Genomic DNA, 11,939 nt, shown 5'->3' with positions numbered 1-11,939 from the left:
CGTGCCCCGCAGCGCCGGGGCACGGCACGCTCCACCCGTGTGTGATCGAGGAGATCAACCCCCCATGCAGAACATGAAGAAGGCCGCCGTCCTCTCCGCCGCCGCCGCCGGCCTGGTGCTGGGCGCGGCGGGCTCCGCCGCCGCCAGCGCGGGCGCCGAGGGCGTCGCCGCCGGCTCGCCCGGTGTCATCTCCGGCAACCAGATCCAGATCCCGGTGCACGTGCCGATCAACCTGTGCGGCAACTCCATCAACCTCATCGGCGCGCTGAACCCGGCGTTCGGCAACGCCTGCGGCAACGTCGACGCGCCGCCCGCGGACGACTGCTGATCGCCGATCGGCACGCGTTCCGGCCGTCCTGCCCCCCGACCAGTCGGCCGGGGGGCAGTTCGGCGTCCCCGGGCAGCCGCCCGGGACTCCCGATCCACCGGAGGGTGATCACGATGGTTTCGAAGAAGAGCACGGCCGCCCTGGCCGCCGCCGCGGGCGCCGCGGTCCTGCTCGGCGCCGGTACGGCGCAGGCCGCCGCCGCGCCGGCCGGTCCGGCCACGCTGACCAAGACCGACCTCGGCCAGGCGCTCGGCGGGACGACCACCGGCCTCGGCTACGGCATCGCGCCGATCAAGAGCCTGCGGCTGGACCCGTGGGCGAACTCCTCGGCCGACTTCCTCAACAACGGCGCGGCCCTCCAGCCGGACCAGGGCCTGCCCGCCGTCGGCACCGGGACGCTGACCGGCCCGCTGAGCGCCGGCGGCGGCGTCAAGGACCTCCCGCTGGTCGGCGGGCTGACCGGCCTCCTGCCGGGCTGAGCCGCCCGGGGCGGGTCCGGCGGACCCGCCCCACGGGCCCGCCGGAGCGCGGGCGCGGCAGAGCCCGGTGCCCCGGCCGCGCGGTCGGGACACCGGGCTCTGCCGCCCGGGACAGCCTCAGAGCCGGGCGAGGTCGGTCAGCCCGCTCTGCCCCACCACGGTGGTGGTGGTCGTCGTGGCGGTGTCGGCCAGGGCGCCCGCGGCGTCGGTCAGGGAGATCCGGCTCTCGTCGCCGCCGAGGCTGGCCTTGGCGCCCGGGATCACCTGCACCGCGCCGGAGACCAGCCGCGGGTCGATCTCGTCCACCTTCAGCCGGCCGTCGGCGAGCTGGCCGGCGCCGTCCTGGGCGAGCGAGAGCGGCTTGCCGAGGGTCAGGCCGGGGGTCTTGGCGTGCAGCGGCGCGGCCGGGGCCTCCAGCAGCACCCTGCCGAGGTCGGCGCCCTGGTCGAGCAGCGGGAGCGGGAGGTCGGCCTTGGCGCTCGGGCCGACCTTGCCGGTGGCCAGCTGGGGCAGGACCTGCTCCGGGAGCAGCGCGCCGTCGGTGCTGGTGGTCCGGTCGGGCACCGCGGGCATGACGAGCGAGGTCGGGATGCCGGCCGTGAGCCGACTGCCCAGCGGGGCGAGCGGGATGTCCGCCGGGACCTGCTGGGTGGCCAGCGCGTCCTCCAGGGCGCCGACCTGGTCGAGACCGACCGGGGCGGCGACACTGGCCGCTCCCGGGGAGGCGAGCACACCGGCACCGACCGCCAGCAGCATCGCGCCGGCCCGCTTGGAGAACTTCATGCTTTTCACCGTTCTGCTGTCCGAACAGGGGATCACTGGGAAGGGCTGCGGGGGCGCAGCCGGAAAGCGTCCTGCTCAACGAGTGACCGGGAAAGTGGATTGCGGCGGTTAACCGGTTCGGGTTAATAATCCGACCGGCCAACCGCCGCCGTCGCGCCTCCGGGACTCATTTCAAAAATCCCCGTAACCTTCCGTGCCGTCGTTCTTTGATCTGGACGTCAGTGACTGCAGACCGGGTCTGAGCGTTCTCAGCGCCGTACGCACGGAATCCAAAGAGCATTTCAGAGAGGGATCTCGCCATGATCCAGAAGTCCTTGGCCGCCGCCGGCCTGGCCGTCGCCGCGCTGGCCGGTGCCGCCGCGCCCGCCTCCGCCATCGGTGACGCGGACGGCGCCGCTGCCTCGATCGAGGGCAACGGCGGCACCAACTTCACGGGCACGGTCGGGAACAACAGCCCGAACTTCCACTTCCTGGACAACCCGAACATCTGCCTGCCGGAGATCCACAACATCGCCGTCGGCGTGCTCGGCGTGGCCGTCCCGGTCGAGGTCCCGATCGCCAACAACGGTGGTCGGCAGTACTGCACCGTCGGCCAGGGCACCCAGAGCCAGGGCGACGGCGGCGTGTCCCACCTGATCGGCTGATCGGTCGCCGCCCGGTTCTCCCTGCACCACCCTCCGAAACACCCCCGAATCGCCCGTCGATTCACCCCGAGAGGAAAACGAGAAATGATCAAGAAGACCCTCACCGCGGCCGGCCTGGCCGCCGCCGCCCTCGCGATGTCCGCGGGCTCGGCCTCCGCCATCGTCGACTCGGACGGCGCCGCCACCTCCGTCCAGGGCAACGGCGGCACCAACCACACCGGCACCATGGGCAACGGCAGCCCGAACAGCCACGTTCTGGACAACCCGAACATCTGCCTGCCGGAGATCCACAACATCGCCGTCGCCGTCATCGGCGTCGCGGTTCCGGTCGAGGTCCCGGTCCTGAACAACCAGCCGAAGCAGATCTGCAACGTGGGCCAGAACACCCAGTCCACCGGCGACGCGGGTGTCTCGCACCTGATCGGCTGATCCAGGGGCACGGCACGGACGGAGGGCCCGGGGAGGAACAGCTCCCCGGGCCCTCCGGGCTTTGCGGACGGAGTGTCCGTCCGGCCGCGTCGGCGCGGCCGGACGGGTGAGGGCGGGCCGGCGCGGCGCGTGGGGCGCCGATCCGGGCCGCCGGATGTGATCACGTGTCAGAGCGCCCGCGGGGCGCTCCCAGAGAGAGGGCAGTTCCATGAAGAGCAAGCTGGCCAAGGCCGCCCTGACCGCCGCCGCCGCACTGGCGCTCGCGGGGGCCGCCACCCCGGCCTTCGCCCACGTGGGCGTCGCCGGCGGCGGCGAGTTCGTCGCCTCCGCCGACCACCCGTTCGCGGCCTTCGAGGCCTTCGGCCTGGCCCACGCCGGGGACACCGCCGCCGGCGGCTTCGGTGCCGGCGCGGCCACCTCCACCGACCTGGTGGGCGGCGGCGTGGGCTTCGGCCACGCCGGCGGCGTGAACGTCTAGCCGGAAACCGGAAGGCCGGGCCGCTCCCCCCGGGCGCGCCCCGGCCTTCCGCCGTACGGCGCCCGCTACGCGAGCATCCCAGCGGCTTCGAGGGCCCAGTAGGTGAGGATCTGCTCCGCGCCCGCGCGGCGGATCGAGGTGAGCGTCTCCATGATCATCCGCTCCCGGTCGATCCAGCCGTTCGCGGCGGCCGCCTCGACCATCGCGTACTCGCCGGACACCTGGTACGCGGAGACCGGCACCGGCGAGGCGTCGGCGATCTGCCGCAGGACGTCCAGGTAGGCCATGGCCGGCTTGACCATCACCATGTCCGCGCCCTCGGCGAGGTCCTGCTCCAGCTCCCGCAGCGACTCGCGGGCGTTGGCCGGGTCCTGCTGGTAGGCCTTGCGGTCGCCCTTGAGCGAGGAGCCGACGGCCTCGCGGAACGGGCCGAAGAAGGCCGAGGCGTACTTGGCGGTGTAGGCGAGGATGCCCACGTCCTGGTGCCCGGCCTCGTCCAGCGCCCGCCGGATCACGCCGATCTGGCCGTCCATCATGCCGGACGGGCCGACCAGGTGGACGCCGGCGTCGGCCTGCACCCGGGCCATCTCGGCGTAGCGCTCCAGGGTGGCGTCGTTGTCGACGCTGCCGTCGGCCGCCAGCACGCCGCAGTGGCCGTGGTCGGTGTACTCGTCCAGGCAGAGGTCCGACATGACCACCAGGGAGTCGCCGACCTCGGAGACCACGTCCCGGATCGCCTGCTGGAGGATGCCGTCCGGGTTGGTGCCCTCGCTGCCGACGGCGTCCTGCACCTGCGGGACGCCGAACAGCATCAGGCCGCCCAGGCCGGCCTCGGCCGCCTCCACCGCCGTCTTGCGCAGGGTGTCCCGGGTGTGCTGGACCACGCCCGGCATCGAGGTCACCGGGACGGGCTCGCTGACGCCCTCGCGGACGAACAGCGGCAGGATCAGCTCCGCCGGGTGCAGCCGGGTCTGGGCCACCAGCCGGCGCATCGCCGGGCTCTGGCGCAGCCGGCGCGGGCGTACGTACGGGAATTCAGCGGACACGGCTTCTCTCTCCGAACGGTTGTGCAGTACCGGGGGCGACGGTCGGCCGCCCCCGGCCACGAGGGGGGTCAGCGGGCCTTGCGGCGCGATCCGGGACGGCGCTCGCTGGGCCGGTAGACCGGCTCACCGGCGGCCGTCGCGGTGTCGCGGCGCTTGGCCCCGAAGTCTGCCAGGGCCTGGGCCAGTGCGGCCGCCGACGGCGCCGGGGCCATCACGTCGACCCGCAGGCCGTGCTCCTCGGCGGTCTTGGCGGTGGCCGGGCCGATGCAGGCGATGACGGTCACGTTGTGCGGCTTGCCGGCGATGCCGACCAGGTTCCGGACGGTCGAGGACGAGGTGAACAGCACCGCGTCGAAGCCGCCGCCCTTGATCGCCTCGCGGGTCTCGGCCGGCGGCGGCGAGGCGCGCACCGTCCGGTACGCCGTCACGTCGTCGACCTCCCAGCCGAGCTCGACCAGGCCGGCCACCAGGGTCTCGGTGGCGATGTCGGCGCGCGGCAGCAGCACCCGGTCGATCGGGTCGAAGACCGGGTCGTACGGCGGCCAGTCCTCCAGCAGGCCGGCCGCGGACTGCTCGCCCGAGGGCACCAGGTCCGGCTTGACGCCGAAGTCCACCAGGGCCTGCGCGGTGGTCTCGCCGACCGCCGCGACCTTGATCCCGGCGAACGCGCGGGCGTCCAGGCCGTACTCCTCGAACTTCTCCCGGACGGCGCGCACCGCGTTCACCGAGGTGAAGGCGATCCACTCGTAGCGCCCGGTGACCAGGCCCTTGATGGCCCGCTCCATCTGCTGCGGGGTGCGCGGCGGCTCGACCGCGATGGTCGGCACCTCCTGCGGCACCGCGCCGTACGAGCGCAGCTGCTCGGACAGGCCGGTGGCCTGCTCCTTGGTGCGCGGCACGAGGACGTTCCAGCCGAACAGCGGCTTGGTCTCGAACCACGAGTGCGAGGCCCGGTGGGCGACCTGCTCGCCCACCACGGCTATCACCGAGGTGGCCGGGTCGACCGGGGCGGAGACCGGCGAGGGCAGCACCCGGGCGGCCTTCAGGTCGGCCGCGATGCCGGACAGCGTGGAGGTGAAGGTCCGCTGGCGGGTGGTGGTGCCGGAGAGCGTGGCGCTCAGCGCCGACTCCGGCTTGCGGCCGCCGGCGACCAGCGCGGCGGCGGTGGCGGGCAGCTGGCCCAGGGTGGTGCGGACCACCAGGGTGGTCTCCGGCACGCCCAGGTCCACCGGGCCGCCGGCCAGCAGCGCGGCGCCGTCCACGAGGCGCACGTCGGTGCAGGAGCCCGCCCGCAGCGGGACGCCCGCGTACGCCGGGACGCCGACCGACTGGGCGACGCCCGGGATCACCTCGAACGGGATCCCGTCACCCGCGCAGCGGAGCATCTCCTCGGCGGCGCAGCCGTCCAGGCCGGGGTCGCCGTCGACGGTGCGCACCACGTGCTTGCCGGCGCGGACGGCCTCGGCGACCAGCTTGGCCAGGTCGAAGTCGGCGCCCTCGGCGGCCGGGGCGTGCACCTGCACGCCGGCCGGGCAGTGGCTGCGCACGGCGGCGGCGGTCAGCGGGTCGGCGACCAGCACGTCGGCGGTGGACAGCACCTCGACGGCGCGCAGGGTCAGCAGGCCCGGGTCCCCGGGGCCCGCGCCCAGGAAGGTGCACCGTCCGGTGGCGGGCTGTCCGACCGGGAACAGGGCGTCGGTGGCGGTGGTGGGGCTCATCGGGCTCGCTCCCCCATCAGGGCGGCCGCGCCCGCGGCGAGCAGCCGGTCGGCCAGCGCGCGGCCGAGGGCCACCGCCTGCCGTTCGGCGGTCTCGTCGAGGACGATCGGACCGTTGGCGGACATCTTCAGCAGGGCGGTTCCGTCGGGGTCGCCGACCACGCCGTCCAGCCGCAGTTCGTTCTCCCGGCCCCAGGTGGCCAGCGCGGCCACCGGCGCCGAGCAGCCGGCCTCCAGGGCGGCCAGCAGCGCGCGCTCGGCGGCCACGGCCACCCGGGTGGGGGCGTGGTCCAGGGCGGCGAGCGCGGCGGTCAGGCCGGTGTCGGCGCTGGTGCACTCGATCGCGAGTGCGCCCTGGCCGGGAGCCGGGACCATCACCTCGGTGCCGAGGTGCTGGGAGATCTCGGCGCTGCGGCCGAGCCGGTTCAGGCCGGCCGTGGCCAGCACCACCGCGTCCAGCTCGCCGCCGGTCACGAAGCCGATCCGGGTGTCCACGTTGCCGCGGATCGCGACGGTCTCCAGCTGGGCGCCACGGGCGGCGGCCCAGGCGTTCAGCTGCGCCATCCGGCGGGGCGAGCCGGTGCCGATCCGGGCCGGGCGGCCGGCCCCGGCCAGCTTCTCCACCAGCTCCTCCAGGGCCAGGCCCTCGGCGGCGACCAGGGCGTCCCGGACGTCCTCGCGCTCGGGGACGGCGGCCAGCGCCAGGCCCTCGGGGGCGGCGGTGGGCAGGTCCTTCAGCGAGTGCACGGCGAAGTCGATCCGGCCCTCCAGCAGCGCGTCGCGCAGCGCGGAGACGAACACGCCGGTGCCGCCGATCTGCGCCAGCGACTCCCGGGAGGTGTCGCCGTAGGTGGTGATCTCGACCAGCTCGACGGGGCGCCCGGTGACCCTGGTCACCTCGCGGGCCACCATGCCCGACTGCGCCATGGCGAGGGCGCTGCGCCGGGTGCCGAGCCGCAGGGCCGCGGTGGCCGAGGGCTGCTCCGTGATCGGTTGACCATTCATGAGGTGATCGTCCCGGTGGTACTCGTGGGATGGCTGACGGTTCATCTGGCGCTCCCGGCCGGAGGCTGGGGCGCGCCGCCGACGGGCGTGCCCGACACGGCGTGCACGGCCGCCGGGTCGAGGTCGAACAGTTCCCGCAGCGCCTCCGCGTAGGAGGCGCCGCCGGGCTCGGCGGCCAGCTGCTTCACCCGGACGGTCGGGGCGTGCAGCAGCTTGTCGACGACGCGGCGGACGGTCTGGGTGATCTCCGCGCGCGAGCGCTCGTCCAGGTCGGGCAGCCGGGTGTCGAGCCGGCCGAGCTCGGCGGCGACCACGTCGGAGGCCATCGAGCGCAGGGCGACCACGGTCGGCGCGATCCGGGCGGCCCGCTGGGCGGCGCCGAAGGCGGTCACCTCGTCGGAGACGATCCGGGTGACCTGGTCGACGTCGCCGGCGCCCGGGCCCGCGGCGTCCGTGCGGGAGAGGCTCTCCAGGTCGACCAGCAGGGCGCCGGGCAGCTCGTGCACGGCCTGGTCGACGTCGCGCGGCATCGCCAGGTCGAGCAGGGCGAGCGGCTGGGGACAGGTGCGGGTCGCGACGGCGGCCGCCACGTCCGCGGCCGTGATCACCACGCCGGCCGCGCCGGTGCAGGAGATCACCAGGTCCACGTCGGCGAGCGCCTCCGGCACCTTGGCGAGGTCCAGGACCCGGGCCACGTCCGGCCCGAGGATCTCGACCAGCCGCTCGGCGCGGGCCGGGGTCCGGTTGGCGACCAGCAGGTCGGTCACGCCGGAGCGGACCAGGGTGGCGGCGGCCAGCGAGCTCATCGAGCCGGCGCCGACCACCAGCGCGCGCTTGCCGGCGATCTCGCCCGCGCCCGCGGCGACCTGCTCCAGGCCGAAGGTGACCAGCGACTGGCCGGCCTTGTCGATGCCGGTCTCGCTGTGCGCCCGCTTGCCGACCCGCAGCGCCTGCTGGAACAGCTCGTTCAGGCCGCGCCCGGCGGTGTGCTCCTCCTGGGCCTTGGCCAGCGCGTCGCGCAGCTGGCCGAGGATCTGGCCCTCGCCGACGACCATCGAGTCCAGGCCGCAGGCCACCGAGAAGAGGTGGTGGACGGCGCGGTCCTCGTAGTGGACGTACAGGTGGGAGGTCAGCTCCTCCAGGTCCACCCCGCTGTGGTGGGCCAGCAGCAGCGACAGCTCGGCGACGCCGGCGTGGAACTTGTCCACGTCCGCGTACAGCTCGATCCGGTTGCAGGTGTTCAGCAGCGCGGCCTCGGCGACCGTCGCGGTGGCGGCCGCGTCGTGCAGCAGCCGGGTCGGCACCTCACCGGTCAGCGCGGCGCGTTCCAGCACCCCGACCGGGGCCGTGCGATGGCTCAGCCCTACGACGAGAAGGCTCATGCCCGCCCCCCACAGCTCTCGGTGTTCATGCGGGCATCACCGCGGAGAGATCCCCGTCGCCGCCCTTGGCGGACTTTCCCTTGGCCGGCTCGGCCTGGTCCTTGCCCGCCGGCTCGGCGGAGCCCCGGCCCTTGCCGCTGCCGCCGGCCGCGCGGCGCAGCTTGGCGGCGGCCGCGCGGACCGGACCGGGGGCGCGGTCCAGCACCGACTCGGCGCGGTCGTCCGGCTCCTCGCCGGCCTTGCGCTGCTCGTGGAAGGCCAGGATCTGGAGCTCGATGGAGAGGTCCACCTTGCGCACGTCCACGCCGTCCGGGACGGCCAGCACGGTCGGGGCGAAGTTCAGGATGCTGGTGACGCCGGCCTCCACCAGGCGGTCGCACACCTGCTGGGCGGCGCCGGGCGGGGTGGTGATCACGCCGATGGAGACGTGCTGGCTCTCGACGATCGACTCCAGCTCGTCCATGTGCCGCACCGGCAGCCCGGCCGCGGTGGAACCGACCACGTTGGGGTCGGCGTCCAACAGGGCGGCGACCCGGAAGCCGCGGGAGGCGAACCCGCCGTAGTTGGCGAGCGCGTGGCCGAGGTTCCCGATGCCGACGATGACGACCGGCCAGTCCTGGGTCAGGCCGAGCTCGCGGGAGATCTGGTAGACGAGGTACTCGACGTCGTAGCCGACACCGCGGGTGCCGTAGGAGCCGAGGTAGGAGAAGTCCTTGCGCAGCTTGGCCGAGTTCACGCCCGCCGCGGCGGCCAGCTCCTCGGAGGAGACGGTCGGCACCGAGCGCTCGGAGAGCGCGGTGAGGGCACGCAGGTAGAGGGGCAGGCGGGCGACGGTCGCCTCCGGGATGCCCCGGGCACGCGAGGGTCGGCGCGCGGCGCCCTGGTCGGGCGTCTGCGAACTGCTCTGTGGTGATCGGCCGATTGCCACGGTGCTCCTGTGGGTGAAGCTGGGCTTTGGCAGCCAGGCTATGCGTTTGTGAACGTGTGCACAAAGATGGTGTCCGTTTTGTCCCCGCACAGTGATGCGCATCACGCCATCGAACGCATAGCACCGGCCTGCGTCAGCACGACCTCCGGGGCCTGGGAACCGGGCAGCCAGGGGCCGTACGGGGCCTCCCGGCGCAGCAGCGGGACGGCGGCGCCGGACGGCCGGGAGCGGGCCCGGCCGAGCCGGGGCCAGGGCACCCCGGCGGCCTCGCGCAGCGGGCCGGTCCAGTCGTCCGGCGGGCAGGACGGGGCGTCCAGGCAGTGCCGCAGCAGCTCGGCGGTCACCCGGGCGTCCCCCAGCGCGGTGTGCGCCGGGTACCAGCCGAGGTCCGCCGCCTCCACGCAGGCCGCCAGGCCGTGGCCGCGGGCCTGCGGCAGGTGGGCGCGGGCCAGCCGCATGGTGCACAGCAGCGGGACGGGCGGCAGCGGGACCCCGATCCGGGCGAACTCGCGGTCGAGGAAGAGGTGGTCACAGCTGACGTGGTGACCGACCAGCACCCGGCCGGCCAGCAGCTCCAGCAGCAGCGGGGCGATCTCGCGGAAGCGCGGGGCGCCCTCGACGTCGCTCTGGCGTATCCGGTGCACGTGGGTCGGGCCGACCGGGCCCAGCGGGTCCAGGAGGGTGGCGAACTCCCCCTCGGGGCGGAGCCGCTCGTCGAGCAGCACCACCGCGACCTCGACCACCCGGTGCCGCCACGGGCTGCGGCCGGTCGCCTCCACGTCCACCACCGCGAAGCCGCGGGCCCCGGAAGGGACTCCGGGCGGCCCGGGGACAGGACCGGGAAGCATGGCGCACTCCTCGTGTGCTCAGCCCCCCACGGGCGCAAACGCGTTCGATCGTAAGCCGACCGACCCGCCCCTCCCCAAGCCGGAACGGAGTGTCTTCGACAACGATTCGGCGAACCGCCCCCGCCGATCGGCGGGGGCGGTGCACGGGCGAACGGCCGGTCAGGCCCCGCTCAGCCGCCGAGGGCGGCGCGCAGCCGGCGCTCGTCGACCCGCCAGAAGTCGTGCTGGCGGCCGTCGACCAGGGTGACCGGAATCTGCTCCCAGTAGCGCCGGTACAGCTCCTCGTCCGCGGTGATGTCCTTCTCCTCGAAGGACGCCCCCAGGTCCGCCGTGACCCGGAGGATCACCTCGCGCGCCTCGTCGCACAGGTGGCAGCCGGGCTTGCCGACCAGGGTCACGGTCCGGCCCGCGGGCTCGGGGCTCTTGCGTCGCAGCAGTGGGCTCACCTCCCCATTCTCCGCCACCGCCCGCGCCCCCGGGGCCGCCCCCTCCAGGGGGGCCGTTCGGCCCGCGGGTACGGCTCCACCACGGCCGCCGCCCGCCCGGCTGGCTATCCTCGGTGACATGGCCGTGCTCAGAAGGCTCACCCAGGCAAGGCGTTCCGGCAGCGGGCGGAGCGCCCTGGCCGGCGAAGCCGCGGCCGAGGCGGCCGAGGCCGCGCTGCGGGCCGAGGCCGCCCCCGGCGCCGGGCCGCAGGACGCTCCGGACGGCGGGCCGCAGGACACCGCCGCCCCGGAGGCCGGCCGGGCCGCCGGCCGCGCCCCGAAGGCCCCGGCCGGGAACCACACCCCGGACCCGGACGACCCCCGCGCCGCCGCCTTCTTCGACTGCGACAACACCATCCTGCGCGGCGCCGCGATCTTCTACCTCGGCGTCGGCCTCTACCGCCGCGGCTTCCTCACCCGCCGCGACATCGCCCGCTTCGCCTGGCAGCAGGCCTGGTTCCGGCTGCACGGCGCCGAGGACCCGGACCACATCTCGGACGCCAAGCAGTCCGCCCTCGGCATCGTGGCCGACAAGCCCACCGCCGACCTGGAGGCGATCTGCGAGGAGATCTTCGAGGAGGTCGTGGCGGACAAGATCTGGCCGGGCACCCGCGCCCTGGTCCAGATGCACCTGGACGCCGGCCAGCGGGTCTGGCTGGTCACCGCCGCCCCGCTGGAGGTGGCCCGGATCATCGCCCGGCGGCTCGGCATGACCGGCGCGCTGGGCACCGTCGCCGAGGCCCGGGACGGGCGCTACACCGGCCGGCTGGTCGGCGACCTGCTGCACGGCCCGGCCAAGGCCGCCGCCGTCCGGGCCCTGGCCCGGCGCGAGCGCCTGGACCTCGACCGCTGCGCCGCCTACAGCGACTCGGCCAACGACATCCCGATGCTCTCGCTGGTCGGCCACCCGTACGTGGTGAACCCGGACGGCGCGCTGCGGCGCCACGCCCGGGCCCAGGGCTGGCGGGTGCGGGACTTCCGGACCGGGCGCAAGGCGGCCCGGGTGGGGCTGCCGGCGGCGGCCGCGCTCGGCGTGCTGGCCGGCGCCGCGGCGGCCGGGGTGGCGCTGAACCGGCGCCGCCACCGCGGCTGAACACCCGGCGGGCCGCCGCCCCCGGGCCTCGCTCCGACGGGTGACGGGGCGTCAACCATGCCTCTGACCTGGCCCCTCGTACGGGCGAACTCCCTGGCGCGGTGCGGCAGTCCGGGCCGTCTGCACGAACCTGTCGGCCACTGACCGGTTCTGATCGTTCGCCAGGCCGGGAAAGTCAGGGGTTGCCGAGCCCCAAGGCTGGGAAACCGCCCTCCAGGCCGCCAAATTGGTCACCCTGGGCGCCCGTTCGATCACGTTGAGCCGGATGAACGATGACAGCTCCGATCAGTGTCA

Annotated in this window: 14 protein-coding genes; 6 read left to right on the top strand and 8 right to left on the bottom strand. The window is 74.8% G+C overall.

All coding sequences use genetic code 11. From position 1 onward, the window contains the following. The first annotated feature begins 64 nt into the window (after positions 1–64). The gene (locus ACH5AR_RS05580) at positions 65–328 is read left to right on the top strand and encodes a chaplin (RefSeq protein WP_396300098.1); all 264 of its coding nucleotides are present in this window, start codon (positions 65–67) and stop codon (positions 326–328) included. A 104-nt stretch (positions 329–432) separates the two neighbouring features. Beyond that, positions 433–807 carry a hypothetical protein gene (locus ACH5AR_RS05575; RefSeq protein ID WP_396300097.1) on the top strand — a complete coding sequence of 125 codons (375 nt, stop codon included), beginning with the start codon at positions 433–435 and terminating at the stop codon, positions 805–807. A 117-nt stretch (positions 808–924) separates the two neighbouring features. Here the strand turns inward: ACH5AR_RS05575 and ACH5AR_RS05570 are convergent, their stop codons facing one another. Next, a complete protein-coding gene (locus ACH5AR_RS05570) occupies positions 925–1,590 on the bottom strand; it encodes a hypothetical protein (RefSeq protein WP_396300096.1) in 666 nt (221 codons plus the stop codon). Positions 1,591–1,889: 299 nt separating this feature from the next. On the opposite strand from ACH5AR_RS05570, the gene ACH5AR_RS05565 reads away from it, so the two are divergent. The 3 genes from ACH5AR_RS05565 (at position 1,890) to ACH5AR_RS05555 (ending at position 3,141) form a co-directional block, all read left to right on the top strand. Then, positions 1,890–2,234 (top strand): rodlet layer protein, encoded by a 345-nt coding sequence (locus ACH5AR_RS05565; protein ID WP_396300095.1) that lies wholly within the window; start codon positions 1,890–1,892, stop codon positions 2,232–2,234. 84 nt (positions 2,235–2,318) lie between these two features. Further along, a complete protein-coding gene (locus ACH5AR_RS05560) occupies positions 2,319–2,663 on the top strand; it encodes a rodlet layer protein (protein WP_396300094.1) in 345 nt (114 codons plus the stop codon). A gap of 208 nt (positions 2,664–2,871) precedes the next feature. After that, entirely contained in the window at positions 2,872–3,141 is a 270-nt protein-coding gene (locus ACH5AR_RS05555; RefSeq protein ID WP_396300093.1) for a hypothetical protein, read from the top strand. A 65-nt stretch (positions 3,142–3,206) separates the two neighbouring features. Here ACH5AR_RS05555 and hemB read toward each other — a convergent pair whose 3' ends face one another. The 7 genes from hemB to ACH5AR_RS05520 all read right to left on the bottom strand — a co-directional run bounded on the left by hemB (position 3,207) and on the right by ACH5AR_RS05520 (position 10,513). Continuing rightward, positions 3,207–4,187 carry a porphobilinogen synthase gene (gene hemB, locus ACH5AR_RS05550; protein WP_396300092.1) on the bottom strand — a complete coding sequence of 327 codons (981 nt, stop codon included), beginning with the start codon at positions 4,185–4,187 and terminating at the stop codon, positions 3,207–3,209. 68 nt (positions 4,188–4,255) lie between these two features. Next, the gene (locus ACH5AR_RS05545; protein WP_396300091.1) at positions 4,256–5,905 is read right to left on the bottom strand and encodes a uroporphyrinogen-III synthase; all 1,650 of its coding nucleotides are present in this window, start codon (positions 5,903–5,905) and stop codon (positions 4,256–4,258) included. Continuing rightward, the gene (gene hemC, locus ACH5AR_RS05540) at positions 5,902–6,909 is read right to left on the bottom strand and encodes a hydroxymethylbilane synthase (protein WP_396300090.1); all 1,008 of its coding nucleotides are present in this window, start codon (positions 6,907–6,909) and stop codon (positions 5,902–5,904) included. The genes ACH5AR_RS05545 and hemC overlap by 4 nt, the downstream gene beginning before the upstream one ends. A gap of 41 nt (positions 6,910–6,950) precedes the next feature. Then, on the bottom strand, positions 6,951–8,291 hold the full coding sequence (locus ACH5AR_RS05535) for a glutamyl-tRNA reductase (RefSeq protein WP_396300089.1): 1,341 nt from the start codon (positions 8,289–8,291) through the stop codon (positions 6,951–6,953). A gap of 25 nt (positions 8,292–8,316) precedes the next feature. Further along, complete coding sequence (locus ACH5AR_RS05530) at positions 8,317–9,219, bottom strand: redox-sensing transcriptional repressor Rex (RefSeq protein WP_396300088.1); 903 nt, start codon at positions 9,217–9,219, stop codon at positions 8,317–8,319. A 101-nt stretch (positions 9,220–9,320) separates the two neighbouring features. After that, positions 9,321–10,067 carry an exonuclease domain-containing protein gene (locus ACH5AR_RS05525; protein WP_396300087.1) on the bottom strand — a complete coding sequence of 249 codons (747 nt, stop codon included), beginning with the start codon at positions 10,065–10,067 and terminating at the stop codon, positions 9,321–9,323. A gap of 170 nt (positions 10,068–10,237) precedes the next feature. Next, on the bottom strand, positions 10,238–10,513 hold the full coding sequence (locus tag ACH5AR_RS05520) for a glutaredoxin family protein (RefSeq protein ID WP_396300086.1): 276 nt from the start codon (positions 10,511–10,513) through the stop codon (positions 10,238–10,240). A gap of 118 nt (positions 10,514–10,631) precedes the next feature. Between ACH5AR_RS05520 and ACH5AR_RS05515 the strand changes: the two genes are divergently transcribed. Beyond that, positions 10,632–11,645: an HAD family hydrolase gene (locus tag ACH5AR_RS05515; protein WP_396300085.1), complete on the top strand. Its 1,014-nt coding sequence runs from the start codon at positions 10,632–10,634 to the stop codon at positions 11,643–11,645. Positions 11,646–11,939 lie beyond the last annotated feature (294 nt).

It is taken from the genome of Kitasatospora sp. NPDC018619, from assembly GCF_044391605.1.
Classification (GTDB): Bacteria; Actinomycetota; Actinomycetes; order Streptomycetales; family Streptomycetaceae; genus Kitasatospora.
The sequence above is the reverse complement of the archived record's forward strand: the minus strand, read 5'-3'. Positions and strand labels throughout refer to the sequence as shown.

Bases quoted from the DNA above. Each gene is read 5' to 3' on its own strand.
- hemC (WP_396300090.1), bottom strand. From the start codon at position 6,909: ATGAATGGTCAACCGATCACGGAGCAGCCCTCGGCCACCGCGGCCCTG.
- ACH5AR_RS05570 (WP_396300096.1), bottom strand. From the start codon at position 1,590: ATGAAGTTCTCCAAGCGGGCCGGCGCGATGCTGCTGGCGGTCGGTGCC.
- ACH5AR_RS05565 (WP_396300095.1), top strand. From the start codon at position 1,890: ATGATCCAGAAGTCCTTGGCCGCCGCCGGCCTGGCCGTCGCCGCGCTG.
- ACH5AR_RS05560 (WP_396300094.1), top strand. From the start codon at position 2,319: ATGATCAAGAAGACCCTCACCGCGGCCGGCCTGGCCGCCGCCGCCCTC.
- ACH5AR_RS05515 (WP_396300085.1), top strand. From the start codon at position 10,632: ATGGCCGTGCTCAGAAGGCTCACCCAGGCAAGGCGTTCCGGCAGCGGG.
- ACH5AR_RS05535 (WP_396300089.1), bottom strand. From the start codon at position 8,291: ATGAGCCTTCTCGTCGTAGGGCTGAGCCATCGCACGGCCCCGGTCGGG.
- ACH5AR_RS05545 (WP_396300091.1), bottom strand. From the start codon at position 5,905: ATGAGCCCCACCACCGCCACCGACGCCCTGTTCCCGGTCGGACAGCCC.
- ACH5AR_RS05555 (WP_396300093.1), top strand. From the start codon at position 2,872: ATGAAGAGCAAGCTGGCCAAGGCCGCCCTGACCGCCGCCGCCGCACTG.
- ACH5AR_RS05525 (WP_396300087.1), bottom strand. From the start codon at position 10,067: ATGCTTCCCGGTCCTGTCCCCGGGCCGCCCGGAGTCCCTTCCGGGGCC.
- ACH5AR_RS05580 (WP_396300098.1), top strand. From the start codon at position 65: ATGCAGAACATGAAGAAGGCCGCCGTCCTCTCCGCCGCCGCCGCCGGC.